Annotated in this window: 15 protein-coding genes; 5 read left to right on the forward strand and 10 right to left on the reverse strand. The window is 64.0% G+C overall.

The genetic code is table 11. The annotated features are described in order from the left end of the window. Window positions 1-19: 19 nt before the first annotated feature. A complete protein-coding gene (locus ACVWW6_RS23195; protein ID WP_011088373.1) occupies window positions 20-307 on the forward strand; it encodes a GIY-YIG nuclease family protein in 288 nt (95 codons plus the stop codon). Window positions 308-486: 179 nt separating this feature from the next. Here ACVWW6_RS23195 and groL read toward each other — a convergent pair whose 3' ends face one another. Beyond that, a complete protein-coding gene (gene groL / locus ACVWW6_RS23200; RefSeq protein ID WP_011088372.1) occupies window positions 487-2,127 on the reverse strand; it encodes a chaperonin GroEL in 1,641 nt (546 codons plus the stop codon). Between the two features lie 42 nt (window positions 2,128-2,169). Further along, entirely contained in the window at window positions 2,170-2,484 is a 315-nt protein-coding gene (locus ACVWW6_RS23205; RefSeq protein WP_011088371.1) for a co-chaperone GroES, read from the reverse strand. 378 nt (window positions 2,485-2,862) lie between these two features. Here ACVWW6_RS23205 and ACVWW6_RS23210 point away from each other — a divergent pair, with 378 nt between their 5' ends. Further along, window positions 2,863-3,150, forward strand: a complete 288-nt coding sequence (locus tag ACVWW6_RS23210) for an usg protein (protein WP_011088370.1) — start codon at window positions 2,863-2,865, stop codon at window positions 3,148-3,150. A gap of 8 nt (window positions 3,151-3,158) precedes the next feature. On the opposite strand, the gene ACVWW6_RS23215 is transcribed toward ACVWW6_RS23210, so the two are convergent. Further along, window positions 3,159-5,285, reverse strand: a complete 2,127-nt coding sequence (locus tag ACVWW6_RS23215; protein WP_456681435.1) for an O-linked N-acetylglucosamine transferase, SPINDLY family protein — start codon at window positions 5,283-5,285, stop codon at window positions 3,159-3,161. 217 nt (window positions 5,286-5,502) lie between these two features. Between ACVWW6_RS23215 and ACVWW6_RS23220 the strand changes: the two genes are divergently transcribed. Continuing rightward, window positions 5,503-6,030 carry a cupin domain-containing protein gene (locus ACVWW6_RS23220; RefSeq protein ID WP_011088368.1) on the forward strand — a complete coding sequence of 176 codons (528 nt, stop codon included), beginning with the start codon at window positions 5,503-5,505 and terminating at the stop codon, window positions 6,028-6,030. 150 nt (window positions 6,031-6,180) lie between these two features. Here ACVWW6_RS23220 and ACVWW6_RS23225 read toward each other — a convergent pair whose 3' ends face one another. Then, the gene (locus tag ACVWW6_RS23225; RefSeq protein WP_456681436.1) at window positions 6,181-7,431 is read right to left on the reverse strand and encodes a NupC/NupG family nucleoside CNT transporter; all 1,251 of its coding nucleotides are present in this window, start codon (window positions 7,429-7,431) and stop codon (window positions 6,181-6,183) included. A 161-nt stretch (window positions 7,432-7,592) separates the two neighbouring features. On the opposite strand from ACVWW6_RS23225, the gene ACVWW6_RS23230 reads away from it, so the two are divergent. Continuing rightward, entirely contained in the window at window positions 7,593-8,831 is a 1,239-nt protein-coding gene (locus ACVWW6_RS23230; protein WP_039185291.1) for an MFS transporter, read from the forward strand. A 310-nt stretch (window positions 8,832-9,141) separates the two neighbouring features. Continuing rightward, window positions 9,142-9,948, forward strand: coding sequence for a hypothetical protein (locus ACVWW6_RS23235; RefSeq protein WP_011088365.1), 807 nt, complete (start codon window positions 9,142-9,144; stop codon window positions 9,946-9,948). Window positions 9,949-9,953: 5 nt separating this feature from the next. Here the strand turns inward: ACVWW6_RS23235 and ACVWW6_RS23240 are convergent, their stop codons facing one another. From ACVWW6_RS23240 to ACVWW6_RS23265, 6 genes are all read right to left on the reverse strand, one after another. After that, complete coding sequence (locus tag ACVWW6_RS23240; protein ID WP_028175430.1) at window positions 9,954-10,712, reverse strand: SDR family oxidoreductase; 759 nt, start codon at window positions 10,710-10,712, stop codon at window positions 9,954-9,956. A 26-nt stretch (window positions 10,713-10,738) separates the two neighbouring features. Beyond that, entirely contained in the window at window positions 10,739-11,497 is a 759-nt protein-coding gene (locus ACVWW6_RS23245; protein ID WP_011088363.1) for a proteasome-type protease, read from the reverse strand. A 106-nt stretch (window positions 11,498-11,603) separates the two neighbouring features. Further along, the gene (locus ACVWW6_RS23250) at window positions 11,604-12,011 is read right to left on the reverse strand and encodes a carboxymuconolactone decarboxylase family protein (RefSeq protein ID WP_456681437.1); all 408 of its coding nucleotides are present in this window, start codon (window positions 12,009-12,011) and stop codon (window positions 11,604-11,606) included. A gap of 54 nt (window positions 12,012-12,065) precedes the next feature. Next, complete coding sequence (locus tag ACVWW6_RS23255; RefSeq protein ID WP_370204495.1) at window positions 12,066-13,265, reverse strand: flavin-dependent monooxygenase; 1,200 nt, start codon at window positions 13,263-13,265, stop codon at window positions 12,066-12,068. 148 nt (window positions 13,266-13,413) lie between these two features. Continuing rightward, window positions 13,414-14,256 carry a transglutaminase family protein gene (locus tag ACVWW6_RS23260; protein WP_038967763.1) on the reverse strand — a complete coding sequence of 281 codons (843 nt, stop codon included), beginning with the start codon at window positions 14,254-14,256 and terminating at the stop codon, window positions 13,414-13,416. 128 nt (window positions 14,257-14,384) lie between these two features. Further along, window positions 14,385-15,329: an alpha-E domain-containing protein gene (locus ACVWW6_RS23265; RefSeq protein WP_011088359.1), complete on the reverse strand. Its 945-nt coding sequence runs from the start codon at window positions 15,327-15,329 to the stop codon at window positions 14,385-14,387. Window positions 15,330-15,331 lie beyond the last annotated feature (2 nt).

A 15,331-nucleotide genomic window follows, 5' to 3' on the forward strand; every position in this document is an offset into this window, starting at 1 on the left:
ATAACCCCAGGCGGATGGAATGGCCTACTACGTCTACATCCTCGCGAGCAGGAAGCACGGCGCGCTCTACATTGGCGTGACCAATGATCTCGTGCGCCGTGTCTACGAGCACAGGAGCAAAGCCGTCCCCGGCTTCACGACGAAGTATGGCGTCGACAAGCTCGTCTTGTTCGAGATCTACGACGAACCCGCGAGCGCCATCGCACGCGAGAAGGAGCTCAAGAAGTGGCGTCGGGATTGGAAGACGCGCTTGATCGAGGAGCATAACCCGAGTTGGGATGATCTCTATTCCGGGATAGCCAACTAAGGTTCGTGGTTATGGATTCCGGGCTCGCGCTTCGCGCGCCCCGGAATGACGAGGTGGGGAGAGTTGCGCCACAAACAAAAACCCCGGCATCGCTGCCGGGGCTTCGTATTTGTAGAGCGAGATCCCGGATCTGCGGTGCATCGCTTCGCGCTGCACCGCGTCCGGGACGACTTCGTCGCTTAGAAGTCCATGCCGCCCATGCCGCCGCCCGGAGGCATCGCGGGGCCGGCGCCGCCCTTCTTGGGCAGCTCGGCGACCATGGCTTCCGTGGTGATCAGCAGGGCCGCAACCGAGGCTGCGTTCTGGATCGCGGTGCGGACCACCTTGGTCGGGTCGATAATGCCCTTGGTGACCAGGTTGACGTACTCGCCGGTCTGGGAGTCGAAGCCGTAGGCGTACGTCTTGTTCTCCAGGATCTTGCCGACGATCACCGAGCCGTCTTCACCGGCGTTGATCGCGATCTGGCGAGCGGGAGCCGACAGCGCCTTGCGCACGATCTCGACGCCGGTCTTCTGGTCGTCGTTCTTGGTGCGCAAGCCCTTGAGCTGCTCGGAAGCACGGAGCAGGGCGACGCCGCCGCCCGGGACGATGCCTTCTTCCACAGCCGCGCGGGTCGCGTGCATCGCGTCATCAACGCGATCCTTGCGCTCCTTCACCTCGACCTCGGTCGCGCCGCCGACGCGGATCACCGCGACGCCGCCAGCGAGCTTGGCGAGACGCTCCTGGAGCTTCTCACGGTCGTAGTCCGAGGTGGTTTCCTCGATCTGCGCCTTGATCTGGGACACGCGCGCCTCGATGTCGGCCTTCTTGCCGGCGCCGTTGACGATCGTGGTGTTCTCCTTGTCGATCATCACCTTCTTGGCGCGACCGAGCATGTTGAGCGTGACGTTCTCGAGCTTGATGCCGAGATCTTCCGAGATCGCCTGGCCGCCGGTCAGGATCGCGATGTCCTGCAGCATGGCCTTGCGGCGATCGCCGAAGCCCGGAGCCTTGACGGCCGCGACCTTCAGACCACCGCGCAGACGGTTCACGACCAGGGTCGCGAGGGCTTCACCCTCGACGTCCTCGGCGACGATGACCAGCGGCTTGCCGGTCTGCACCACGGCCTCGAGCAGCGGCAGCAGCTCGTTCAGCGAGGAGAGCTTCTTCTCGTTGATGAGGATGTAGGCGTCGTCCATCTCAACGCGCATCTTGTCGGCGTTGGTGACGAAGTAGGGCGAGATGTAGCCGCGGTCGAACTGCATGCCCTCGACGACGTCGAGCTCGGTCTCGAGCGACTTGGCTTCCTCGACGGTGATGACACCCTCGTTGCCGACCTTCTTCATGGCGTCGGCCAGGAACTTGCCGATCTCCGCGTCGCCGTTGGCCGAGATGGTGCCGACCTGGGCGATCTCGTCGTTCGAGGTGACCTTCTTGGAGTTTTTGACGAGGTCCGCAACGACGGCTTCGACCGCGAGGTCGATACCGCGCTTGAGGTCCATCGGGTTCATGCCGGCGGCAACCGACTTGGCGCCTTCGCGCACGATCGCCTGGGCGAGCACGGTCGCGGTGGTGGTGCCGTCGCCGGCCGCATCAGCGGACTTGGAGGCGACTTCGCGCACCATCTGCGCGCCCATGTTCTCGAACTTGTCCTCGAGCTCGATCTCCTTGGCGACGGTGACGCCGTCCTTGGTGATGCGGGGAGCGCCGAACGACTTGTCGAGCACGACGTTGCGGCCCTTCGGACCGAGGGTGACCTTCACCGCGTTGGCGAGGATGTCGACGCCGCGCAGCATCTTGTCGCGCGCATCAACCGAGAATTTGACTTCTTTAGCTGCCATCTGGATTTTTCCTTGAGGTTGGCTGGGGGCGAGAGGGGGCTCTTAGGCCGCCTTCTTCTTGGAAGCGGGGACGTCGAGGACGCCCATGATGTCGCTTTCCTTCATGATCAAGAGATCGACGCTGTCGATCTTGACCTCGGTGCCGGACCACTTGCCGAACAGCACGCGGTCGCCGACCTTCAGGTCGATCGGGATCAGCTTGCCGGCTTCGTCGCGGCCACCGGGGCCGACGGCGACGACTTCGCCCTGGGAGGGCTTTTCCTTGGCAGTGTCGGGAATGATGATGCCGCCAGCAGTCTTCTCTTCTGCGTCGATGCGCTTGACCACGACGCGGTCGTGAAGCGGACGGAATTTCATGCAGTCCTCCTAAGCAATTGCTCGGGTTGATGATTTCAGATTGTTAGCAGTCTGTGCCCGCGAGTGCTAGCACGGGTGAGGCTGAAATAGGACAGGAATTTTGCGGGGGCAAGGGCTTCTAGCAGAAAAATAAGCACTCGGAAGGCCCGGCTGCCAGAATCTCTTTCCCATCGTTAACCGTCCGCCGGACCGTATTAGCACGGAGCCGTCTCTGCTGCTAACGCATTGAATTTCAACAGCTTGTTAAACTTTTGGGCTTGAGATGGATTATCAGTTTGCGTCACATTTCTCTCATGTGAGCGCATCTCCACCGGGTGGCTCGTAAGCAGCGTACCGGATCAAGCCACCCCTGAATGCGCTCCTGCAAAGGAGGTTGGCATGGTCTCGCGGGTTGGGGTTGTTTCCGACGACTTCCGGAAACAGGTGCTGGGTTACGGGCTGACGACGGCTGAAATTCTCTATCGGATGCCGGATCATCCTTCGCTGCTTCAGACCTATGTCTGGCAGAACTACGATCTCTTCCCGAAATTCCCGGCGCTGACCGATTTCCTGGCGTTCTGGCAGCAAAAGCTCGACGGTCCCCTCTATTCGGTCACCGTCGCGCATTCCAAGCTGATCAAGCCGGCCGAGCTACGTGCGGTGGACGGCGTGTTCAGGCTGCATTGACGCAGCGATCAGGCGTCGCTGCTGCAATAGCGCTTCCACATCGCGCGATAGGCCTCGTCCGCCGCTTGCGCGTAGACGACCGGGTTGCAGGCAGGCGCAGCCCTGACCTGTCCGGGCAACTCGCGGCGCAATTTGTCGAGGTCGTCGATCTCAGTCGCGCGGCTCACCGCGATGTCGACATATGCCTCCTCGCTGTCCGTAACCCAGTCCGGCAGGCCAAGCGCGGTGAGGATGGAGCCGGCGGCACGGCTGGGCAGACTGTTCCCGAGCTTCGCCACCACGGGCACGCCCATCTGCAAGGCTTCCAACGTGCTGACGCCGCCATTCTGCGGGAACGGGTCGAGGGCAATATCGACGCGATTGAACGATGCCAGATGATCGACTCGCAAGGTGGTTCCGAGCAGATCGACGCGTTCGGCCGGCACTCCGCAAGTTGCAAGCCTCGCCAGCAGATTGTCGCGGACCAGTTGATCGTCCAGCGCAACATCCTTGATCAGCAGTCGTGACCCCGGCACCCGCTCGAGAATCCGGGACCAGGCCTGCGCGGCCTGGTCCGAAATCTTGCTGATGCGGTTGAAGACACCGAATGTGACGAAGCCGTTCGAGATCGCCGGCGTTGAGGCCCGCGCAAGCTCGATCGGCAGCGGCTCCAGCGTCACAAAGCACGGCAGGTCGACAACGGTTTCCGCAAACAGATGCCGGACCGCGGCAGGAATCGCGACCGGGTCGGAGAACAGATAATCGATCGTCGGCAGCCCGGTGCCGGTGCCGTGACCCCAGCCATGGGCCTGGATCGGCGCCGGTTTGCGCGCAAACACGCCGAGGCGGTTTCCTTTGGTGTGGCCGGATAGATCGATCAGGATATCGACGCCATCGGCGCGGATCTCGGCGGCGAGGCGATCGTCGCTCCATTGCGAGGCGTCGCGCCAGCGATCGGCGATCTTTTGAAATTCGTCGGTCGCCGCATCCACTTTCGACGAACAAGAGTAGCACACGATCTCGAATTGTGCCCGATCACGGTATTGCAGGACCGGCTTGAATATGAACGCGGCCGAATGCGCGTTGAAATCCGACGAGACATAGCCGAGCACCAGGGGGCGATCCGGATCGCGGCTGTTGTCGTGCGGTCTCGCCGCTTCTGAGGCGAACTTCGCGCCGATCCGCTCCCACCAGACTTGCCGCGCTCGCTGATGCTGCTCGACGCTGGCATCCGCCGCGAAATCGAGCGTGAATATCTTGTTGGAGATCGCGCTCGGGAAGTCAGGCTCGATTTCAAGGGCTCTGTCGTAACTGGCCAGGGCTTCGTCGACCCGCCCAAGTGCGGCAAGACAAATGCCCCGTACCAGGTGAGCTTGAACAGCATCGGGATCGACAGCGATCGCTTTCTCGCTATCGTGCAGCGCTTCGGCCATGTGCTGGACCTGGAGCCAGACACTGGCGCGCCCGAGCCACCCGTTCATATCGTTGGGCTCCACGGCGATTGCCCGATTGCAATCCGCCATGGCTTCGTCAATCCGCAGAAGCTCCTGCAAAGCGAGGGCGCGGTTCGCCAGCGCCGAGGCATAGGCGGGCTTGATCGCTAGCGCACGGTTCAAGCTGGCGATGGCCTCGTCATAATTGCGCAGACGGCAGAGCACCCAACCCCGGCCGTTGTGGGCTTCGGCAAGGTTTCCGTCGATTGCGAGCGCCTTGTCGAAGCACGCGAGCGCTTCCTGAAGATCGAGGGTCACGCTCGCGTTACCGAGATTGGACAGGGCTACGGCGAAGTTGGGGCGCAAGGCGAGGGCCCTTCGATAGCTCTCACAGGCCTCACCGTGACGTCGTAGCCCGTTCAGCGCGACGCCTCGGCTCATGTGAGCATCGGCAGATCGCGGATCCACGGCAACCGCCCGGCTCAGCAGAATTTCGGCCTGCTGATAGTTTTTGGTATCTGACTCCAAGCTGCCGAGCATATGCAGCGCGATGAATTGGTCGGGCGCCAGCTGCAGGACCTGGCGGTAGGCAGCCTGGGCCTGGGGGAGAAGCCCTTGCTTGTGCAGCTGGAGGGCCTGCCCGAGCAACGGCAGCACATCGGTTTTCTGCCGCTTCTGAAGCCGGGCATTTTGAAATGCACGCTGACCTACGCTGTTGCTCATGAATCAATCCCCCAGAATCTCCCGGCGAGATTAAATCGGCGAGGGAACGAATACGAGACGACGGCCGTTCGCGACGACAGCTTCGGGCAAGCTACGAACGATCCCGTTATCGCGCTGCTGATCCAAGCCCTGCAATTGCTGCCTCGTCCAGGACTGGCTAATCTGCCGTCCGGTTGCACCCATCCGGCGGGCGCGGCTCAGATCAGGGAGGCAGACAATGGCCAAGCAAAAGGCATCAAGACCCGCAAGCAAGACCGCGGTGAAGAAGCGGAGCGGCACCAAGGCCGCGGCGCGATCCTCGGCACGCAAGGCGGTCAAGGCGAAGGCGCGCACAGCCTCTCCGAAGAAGCCCGTACGTCCGAAGCAGCGCATCGCGATCAGCCATCACCGCGAGGAAGACTTCAAGGCCGACGGCCTGCGCGCCTACGCGAAGTACCGTGACCTCGGTATCGCCGAAGCAAGCCACGGCCTCGCGCAAGCACACGTGATCCGGCTGCAGGGCCCCTGCAATCCCGCCGAAGTCTCAAAGCTTCACTTCCACGACGTCGAATTCCAGATGGTCTACGTGCTCAAGGGTTGGGTGAAGACCTACATGGAAGGCGAGGGCGAGACGCTGATGAAGGAGGGCAGCGCCTGGACCCAGCCGCCGAAGATCAAGCACATGATCCTGGATTACTCGGACGACGTGGAACTGCTGGAGGTGATTTTGCCGGCGGAGTTCAAGACGGTGGAGCTGAAGGCGTAGGGCGCTCCGTCGGAGACGCTGCACCCTTCTCTCGTCATTCCGGGGCGCGCCTCTTGGCGCGAACCCGGAATCCATCGTACCTCATCACGCGTGGCGAAATGGATTCCGGGCTCGCGACTTCGTCGCGCCCCGGAATGACGGTGGAGAGACTTACGCCAACACCCCCACCACCGCTCCCATCAAGCACGTCGTCAGCGTCCCCGACACGATCGACTTCAGCCCGAGCGCGTTGATCTCCTCGCGGCGCTCCGGCGCCATCACCCCTAGGCCGCCGATCATGATGCCGAGGCTGGCGAAGTTGGCGAAGCCGCACATCGCGTAGAGCATGATCAGGCGCGAGCGTGCGTCCAGCGCCTCCGGCGCGAGCTTCGACAGGTCGACATAGGCGATCAGTTCGTTGAGCACGGTTTTGGTGCCCATCAGGCTGCCGGCCGTCACCGCCTGATCCCAGGGCAATCCCATCAGCCAGCACACCGGCGCCATCACAAGGCCCAGCAGGCGCTGCAACGAGATCGCCGCGCCGCCGATGTGCGGCAGCAGGCCGAGGATGGCGTTGACGAGGTAGACCAGCGCCACCAGCACCAGCAGCATCGCAATGATGTTGATCAGCAGCTCAATCCCCGCGCCGGTGCCCTTCACGATCGCATCCATCGTGCCGGAGACCGCCATCTCGGGATCCTCCAGCGCGCCGCCGGTGCGCTTGTCCGACGTCTCCGGCACCATGATCAGGCTCACAAGGATCGCGGCCGGCGCGCCCAGCACCGAGGCGATGACGAAATGCGCGGCGGCGTCGGGGATGAGGGGAGCAAGGAGCGTGGCGTAGAGCACCAGCACCGTGCCGGCGATGCCGGCCATGCCGCCGGTCATCACCAGGAACAATTCGCTGCGTGTCATCTGTGCCAGATACGGCCGCACGAACAGCGGCGCCTCGACCATGCCGAGGAAGATGTTGGCCGCGGTCGACAAGCCCACCGCGCCGCCGACGCCGAGCGTGCGTTCGAGCAGCCAGGCCATGCCGCGCACGATCGGCGGCAGAACCCGCCAATAGAACAGCAGCGTCGTCAGCACGCTCATCACCAGCACGATCGGCAGCGCCTGGAACGCCAGGATGAAATCGGCGCCCGGTACCTTCAGGTCGAAGGGCAGGGGACCGCCGCCGACATAGCCGAACACGAAGGAGGAGCCGGCGCGCGAGGCCGCCGAGATCGCGCCGACCGCGTCGTTGATGGCGCCGAAGGCATGGGCGACGGTCGGCAGCTTCAGGAGCACGGCCGCGGTGACGAAGGTCATGACAAGGCCGATCGCCGCCTGGCGCAGCGAGACCGCGCGGCGATTCTCTGCCAACGCCCACGCGATCAGCAGCAATGCGAAAATGCCGAGTGCCGATTGCAGCCGCAGCATGATGTCCCCAAACCCTCTGTGATTATGGCCGCGCGTGCGTTGCAAACGCAATGCCGGGACATGCGGGAAACGCCCGGCTGTTGACAAGCCGGCCCGCCTCAGTCACGCGGGGGCATGTCGACGTCAAGGGGGCGAGCGGTCCGAGCGTGACCCAAAAGGCGATGCCAGAGCAGCCAATATCCGAAAATCCGCCGGTCAGCGCCGGCGTGCTCCTCTCCCACCGCGCCTTCCTGTTCTTCCTGCTCTCGCGCAGCCTGTCGCGCTTTTCCAGCCAGATCGCGGCGGTCGCGATCGGCTGGCAGATCTACGACCTCACCGGCTCGGCCTTCGACCTCGGCATGGTCGGCCTCGTGCAGTTCCTGCCCACCGCGCTGCTCGTGTTCGTCGCCGGCCACGCCGCCGACCGCTTCGAGCGCAAGCGCGTGGTCCAGCTCTGCCAGCTCGTGGAGGCCGCGACCGCGCTCTATCTCGCAATCATCACCTATCTCGGCGCAGTCAGCGAAGTGCAGATCTTCATCGCGACCTTCGTGCTCGGCATTGCCGGCGCCTTCGAAAGCCCGACCACCGCGGCGCTGCTGCCGCTGATCGCGCCGCAGGGCTCGCTCCAGCGGGCAACGGCCGTCGCGAGCGGTGCGGGGCAGGTCGCGACCATCACGGGTCCCGCGCTCGGCGGTTTTGCCTACGCGGTCGCGCCGCATCTTGCCTATGCCGTGATGCTGCTGTTCTGGATTCTCGGGATGATCCTGACCGGTTTCATCCGGCCGCGCCCGCAGGCGGTCGCCAAGGAGGGCACGGACGCCGACAACATCTTCGCCGGTGTTCGCTTCATCCGGAGCAATCCGGCGATCCTCGGCACCATCTCGCTCGACCTGTTCGCGGTGCTGTTCGGCGGCGTCACCGCGCTGTTGCCGATCTATGCCCGCGACATCCTCCAGACCGGCCCGGTCGGGCTCGGCGTGTTGCGCGCCGCGCCGGCAGTCGGCGCACTGCTGATGACCATGGTGCTGGCGCGCCACGCCATCTCGCGGCATGTGGGCCTGCGCATGTTCCAGGCCGTGATCGTGTTCGGCATCGCGACCATCGTGTTCGCGCTGTCGTCATGGATGTGGCTGTCGGTGCTGTCGCTCGCGATCCTCGGCGCCGCCGACACGATCAGCGTCGTGATCCGCTTCTCGCTGGTGCAGCTCTCAACGCCCGACGAGATGCGCGGCCGCGTCGGCGCGGTGAATTTCCTCTTCATCAACGCCTCCAACCAGCTCGGCCAGTTCGAGAGCGGAGTGGCAGCCGCGCTGCTCGGCGCCATGCCGGCGGCAGTGTTCGGCGGCGTCTGCACCATTGCGGTGGCGCTGCTCTGGATGAAGCTGTTTCCGACCCTGCGGCGGGTGGAGAGCCTGGAGTAGACTCCGCTCTCTCCACGTCATTGCGAGGAGCCCTTGCGACGAAGCAATCCAGAATCTCACCGCGGAGGCAGTCTGGATTGCTTCGCTGCGCTCGCAATGACGATTGTGGAGGCAGCGCGGGGCTTTAGTTCACGTCACCCCCACGGCTGACCGCCTGCTGGCGCCCCTTGACGCCTACTGTGCATGGGGTTGTTTTTCACTTTTTGAGTCAGGCAGGAGCGAGGCCCGTTTCAGCGGCGCCACACGAACGGCGTATTCCGGACGGCATGGTAGTCCGAGGGATCGGTCTCCACGTAGGATAGAGGGGGAGATGGGCAGGCGATCAAGGCTGCTAGTTCTGGCGTGGCTCGTTCTGGCCGGCGGCGCTTTCGCTGCTCATGCAATGACCAGAAGCATCGTCGAAATGACCTGTCCCTACGACGGCGTCAAATTCACCTACAGCGCGCAGAACTCCGGCACGTCCTTTGGCAAGCAGCTCGATTGGATGCCGGTCGGTGCGATTGAAAGCCCCTGGCCGCTCGCGAGTTGCCCGACCAACGGATTTGTCTTCGTCAAGGCGAAGTACGAGGACGACGAGCTGGAGCGGCTTCGGCCTTTGATTCTGTCACCGGAGTTTCAGGGCATCCGGAGTGAGACGCCTTATTACCGCGCATCCTGGATCATGGAGCACACCGGCTCATCTCACGCGGAAGTATCCAGTCTGCTGCTGCAGGCGACGTGGGAGGCGGGACGAACCGAGCTTGGCGAACGGAGCCGGGTGAACAGACCTGGCCTGTCCGCCAAGGATGCTCAGGATCTCGTCCGGCGCCTGATGGCGGAAGGCACGACCGGCGAACGCTACACTCGCTATGCGACTGAACTGCTGGCGCGGCTGGCAGTGGACGTTGCCGACACAACCAGGAGCGCAGAAGCGCGCCTCGACGATCGGCTTCTGACCGGCGAGATGCTGCGGCGTCTCGGCCGGTTCGACGAGGCCGATAGCCACTTCGCTGCCCTGGCCAGCGAACTTGCGCCCGACAGCAAAGAAGCGACCTTGGCCGCATTTCAACGACGGTTGATCGCGGCCAAGGATCGCGGGCTTCATTTGGTGTCAGAAGCCCTGGGCAAGAACCAGTAACGGTCTTAGCCTCGTCCAACGAACGGCATCTTGGTCGCCATGACCGTCATGGTCAGCACGTTGGCGTCCAGCGGCAGGCCGGCCATGTAGGCGACGGCATCGCCGACCGCTTTGGCGTCCATGCGCGGCTCGTGCTTGGTGGTGCCGTCGGGCTGGAGCACGCCGGGGCCGTTGACCATGCGATCGGTCATCGGGGTCGCCGCATTGCCGATGTCGACCTGGCCGACCGCGATGTCGTACATGCGCCCGTCGAGATTGCTCGCCTTGGTGAGGCCCGTGATGGCGTGCTTGGTCGAGGTGTAGGCCGCCGAGAACGGCCGCGGCGCATGCGCCGAGATCGAGCCGTTGTTGATGATGCGGCCGCCGCGCGGGCTCTGGTCCTTCATGATGCGGAAGGCGTGCTGGGTGCACAGGAACGGGCCGGTGAGGTTGGTGTTCACCACCGCCTGCCACTGCTCGAGGCTGAGATCCTCGAAGTTCACCGCCGGCGCGCCCATGCCGGCATTGTTGAACAGCACGTCGAGGCGGCCATAGGTCGCCTTCACCTTGTCAAACAGCGCGGCGATCTGGTCCGGCTTGGTCATGTCGGCGGTGACGCAGAGGCTCTTTCCCGCGGGACCGAGCTTCGCCGTTTCCTCGAGCATCTCCATGCGGCGCCCCACGAGCACCACGGTGAAGCCGGTGTTCATCAGCGCCAGCGCGGCCGCGCGGCCGACACCGGTGCCGGCGCCCGTCACCACTGCGATCTTTTTTGCTTCACTCATCGTTTCCTGCCTTTTCTCTTAAGCTGTCAGGTTTTGGGTTCTTTTTCGTTCTTGTAGGGCGGGCGCGGAATGTTCTGGTGCGCGGCGCGCAAGGCTGCCGACCAGCGCGAGCGCAGATCGTGGAAATAGGGCTCGCCCGCCTCGATGCGGTGGTTGAGATCGGCATCGCAGGCGTCGGCGCGCACCACCAGCACGTCGATCGGCAGGCCGACGCCGAGGTTGGAGCGCATGGTCGAGTCCATCGAGATCAGGCCGGTCTTCAGCGCCTCGTAGAGCTCGACGTCGTAATGCATGGCGCGGTCGAGCACCGGCTTGCCGTATTTGTGCTCGCCGATCTGCAGGTAGGGCGTGTCCGTAGTGCACTCGATGAAGTTGCCGGCGGTGTAGACCATGAACAGCCGCATGCGCGCGCCCTTGATCTGGCCGCCGAACAGGAAGGAGACGTCGAACGAGACGTCCTCGGATTTCAGCGCGGGCCCTTCGGTCGCATGCACCGCCCGGATCGCCCGGCCGATGCGCTGGGCGGCCTGGAACATGGTCGGCGCGTTCATCAGCGTCTCGATCTCGCCCGTGTTGGGGTCCTCGAGGCCTTCGGTCAGCGTGGACAGCACCGACTGGCTGATGGCGAGGTTGCCGGCGCTGGCGATCGCCATGATGCGGTCGCCGGGCTTGGAGAAGATGTGCAGCTTGCGGAAGGTCGAGACGTTGTCGAGGCCGGCATTGGTGCGGGTATCGGCGATCATCACCAAACCGTCCCGAACCAGGATTCCGCAACAATAGGTCATTTCCAGTCCCCGAACGCGTTTGCGCGGAATTACTAGCCAATTTCGGGGGCCGCTCCAACCCCAATTCCCGGGATGAGGTCGTCATTCCCGGGCGCGACGGCTGACCTCAGTCGGCGGTGCCGACGAGAAACGCCTCGTCGACGGGAACGCCGAGCGCCGTAACCAGCCGGTTCGTCTCCGCAGCCATGCCGACGATGGCGAGCAGCTCGCCATATTCGGCCTCGGTCATGCCTTTGGCTCGTGCGCCGGCGGTGTGCGAATGGATGCAATAGCTGCAGCCATGCGCCACCGAAACCGCGACATAGAGCATTTCCTTGACCTTGGGATCGAGCGCCCCCGGCGCCATCACCTCCTTGATGCTCTCCCAGGTCCGCCGCAGCGTCTTCGGATCATGCGCCAGCGCGCGCCAAAAATTGTTGACGAAATCCGACTGCCGCACCTTGCGGATGTCGTCGAAAACGGCGCGCGCCTCGCTGGAGAGCTCATCGTCCGAAAGCAGCTTTACGGTCGCCATGGGGGTCCTCGCAGGGTCTGGTCTGACCCTGCGATCATAGCACGCCCCATGCGGTCAGCCGGCATGTTCAGTCGAGCGGCGCAAGGCCAGCCTACCGACATCGACATATTGCCGCTGCTGCGCGTGCGCGTGCTGTGCTGCGACGTGAAGGTCACGCAGGCGCCGCTGCAGCGGCGAGCTGTCGTAGACCGCACTGCTTCCGGCCAGGCTAAAGCAGGCGTCGGCGATGCCGACGCAGGTCGTGGCGAGCCAGGTCGCCGATCGGGTCCCTTCGACGACAAGGTCTTCGTCATTCAACGTTCCGGCCAGCGCGTGACGCCAGTGACTGGCAGCCTGGACCTCGTGAAACGCCTGCGCGGCCCCGAGCTCGGCGGAGATCCGGCCGAGTTCGTACTGGAATATCTCGGACTCCCGCATCGGGACAGCCGCATACAATTGCTGCCTCCCGGTATTGGCCAGCGCGAGCAGTTCATCGACGGTGCTCTCGGCCATGCCTACCACAAATGCGCCGTGCACCAATGGCAGCAATTGCCGCAATGCTCGATAGAGCGGACCCGATTGGCGCGGGGCAGCATCGAGATCGAAGAAATTGGCCTCGGGAACCAGTGTCTCCCGCAGCGTGACGTGATGGCTGCCGGTGCCCTCGAGCCCCGCCACGTGCCAGGTGTCCTCGATCTCCCAGTCGCGAGCCGGCAGCATAACGGCGCGAAGCAGTGGCTTGCCCTGCGGGCCGGGGACCGGTTTGCCATTTTCGGTGACAAAGCAGATTCCACCGATCCAGTCCGCATGCATGCAACCGCTGGCGAACGGCCAGCGGCCCTTGACGCGGTAGCCGTCGGCCACGCGCTCTGCCGTTCCACCCGGCTGGGATGAGCCGCAGATCGCCGTATCAGGTCCGTCCTGGTAGACGCGCTTGTACAATTCCGGGGGCGACGCGGCGACGAAGAGGCTGCTGACCCCGGCGACAGCCGCGATCCAGCCGATCGAGCCGTCGAGACGGGCCAATGTCTTGATGACCTCCAGTCCCGCCGGAAACTCCAGCTCCAGCCCGCCATGGCTGTGCGGCACGAACATCCGAAAGAGACCGATCGACCTCAGCCGCTCCACCAGGTCGGGCGGGATGCGGCGTGCAGCTTCTATCTCGGCGGCACGTGCCTTGATCTCGGGAGCGAGCTCCCGGATGCCCACCAGCATGTCTTGGTGGGGATCGCGCAGGGGCGCCGAATGGCTTTTGTTTTTTTCGTGAAGCTGCATCTGTTCAACCTCTGTTGCGGAAACGGATCGCGACAGACGTTGAATAGATGGTGCTACGGGGCGGTTTCAGCGCGGCGGTCGTGGATTACAGCTGTAACGTAGCGGCTTGATTACGCCGCAGATGTCTCGCGACGCGATCTCGCCGGATTTAGCTCTGCCGCTGCGACTGCGATTGCCCGCCGCGGCCGGCCTGCTCGACCTTGACGGCCACCGACAGCGTCTCTGCGCCGCCGCCATAGCGGGTGCCGCGCACGGGGGCTGCGCCGAGATAGTCGAGCCCGATCGCGACGCGGACATGGGCGTCGGTGGCGCAGATGCTGTTGGCGGGATCGAAGCCGACCCAGCCGAGATCGGGGACATAGGCCTCCGCCCAGGCATGGCCGGCATCCTGGTGCACCGTGCCGTCCGAGCGCAAAAAGTGGCCGGAGACGAAGCGCGCCGGCACCCCGCCGGTGCGGGCGCAGGCGATGAAGATATGCGCGTAGTCCTGGCAGACCCCGCGCTTGAGCGTGAAGGCTTCCGCCGCCGACGTGCCGCTGTTGGTCGGATCCTCGTCGAACGTCATGTGGTCGCCGATCTCGCTCATCAGCGTGTGCAGGAACCCGAGCGTGTCGCTCTCGGCCTCGCTGCGCAACTGGCGCGCGACTGCGGCCATGGCCGGATTGACGGAGGTGAGGTCGGTGGTGCGCAGGAACATGCCGGCCGGAAAGCGCTCGTCGGCGCCGCGCAGCACGCCGCCGGTGTCGTGGGTTTCGATCAGGCCCTCGGCCGTGATCTTGATATCGCCGACGGGCCCGCAGGACAGCACATGGGTGACGTTGCCGAAGGCGTCCTCATGGGTGTCGAGCTTGGTGTCGGTCGAGACGTCGATCTGCCATTCCGCCACATACTGCCCGTCATGGCTGCACGGCGTCATGCGCAGGATCTGGATCACGCTGGTCGCCGGCGGCTCGTAGCGATAGGTCGTGGTGTGCTGGATTCGCAGGCGCATGGTGGACCGTTGTTCTGGCGTCATTCCGGGGCGGTGCACAGCACCGAACTATGGTGCGCAATTGCGCACCTGAGAATCTCGAGATTCCGGGTCTGGTCCTTCGGACCATCCCGGAATGACGGCGTGTATCAGATCAAATACTGCTTCGTGATGATTTCGCCCAGCCTGGAATTGTCCGCGATGAATTCCTGAATGAATTCATGCACGCCATGCTGGAAAATGTCGTTCATATTGCTGTGTTCGAGCCGGTTGCGGATGCCGCGGGCGTGGCGCTGGGCGGGGCCCTGGCGGCCATAGGCGACGCCGATCTGGTCGAGATTGCGCACGAGATTGCCGTAGCAGCTGGCCAGCGAACGCGGCAGCGTGTCGTTGAGGATGAGCAGGTCCGCAATCAACCAGGGCTTCAGCGTCTCGCGATAGACCCAGTGATAGGCGGTCAGCGCCGAGACCGAGCGCAGGATCGAGCTCCACTGATAGAAGTCGAGCGGGCCGCCGACATGCTCTTCCTCGGGCAACAGCACGTGGTACTTCACGTCGAGAATGCGCGCGGTGTTGTCGGCGCGTTCCAGATGCACGCCCATCCGCGAGAACCAGTAGGCGTCGTTGCGCAGCATGGTCCGGTAGGCCGAACCGTCGAAGCGCAGCGAAGTCTCCTGTACGAAGCGCAGGAATTTTGCGAGGTCCTCGCGCGTCGAGGTGCCCTTGCTCCAGACCTCCTGCAATTCGATCCAGGCCGAGTTGATGGTGTCCCACATCTCGCTGGTGAGCGCGGTGCGCACCGAGCGCGAGTTCAGCCGCGCCGCCTCGATGCAGTTCCTGATCGAGGACGGATTGTTCGGCGAGAACGAGAGGTATTCGACGACGTTGTGCTCGTTGGCTTCCTCATAGGTCTGATAGAAGCTTGCGGCGACGCCGGCGGTCAGCAGCGCCGAGTCCCATTCGTTGGTCTTGCCGATATAGGCAGCGGGAAGCGCGGTGACGCGCAGCGTCGCATCGATGGTGCGCGCGAGATACTCGGCCCGTTCGACGTAGCGGGCGAGCCAGTAGAGGTTTTCGGCGGTACGCGACAGCATCT

The organism is Bradyrhizobium sp. USDA 3311, from assembly GCF_054062495.1.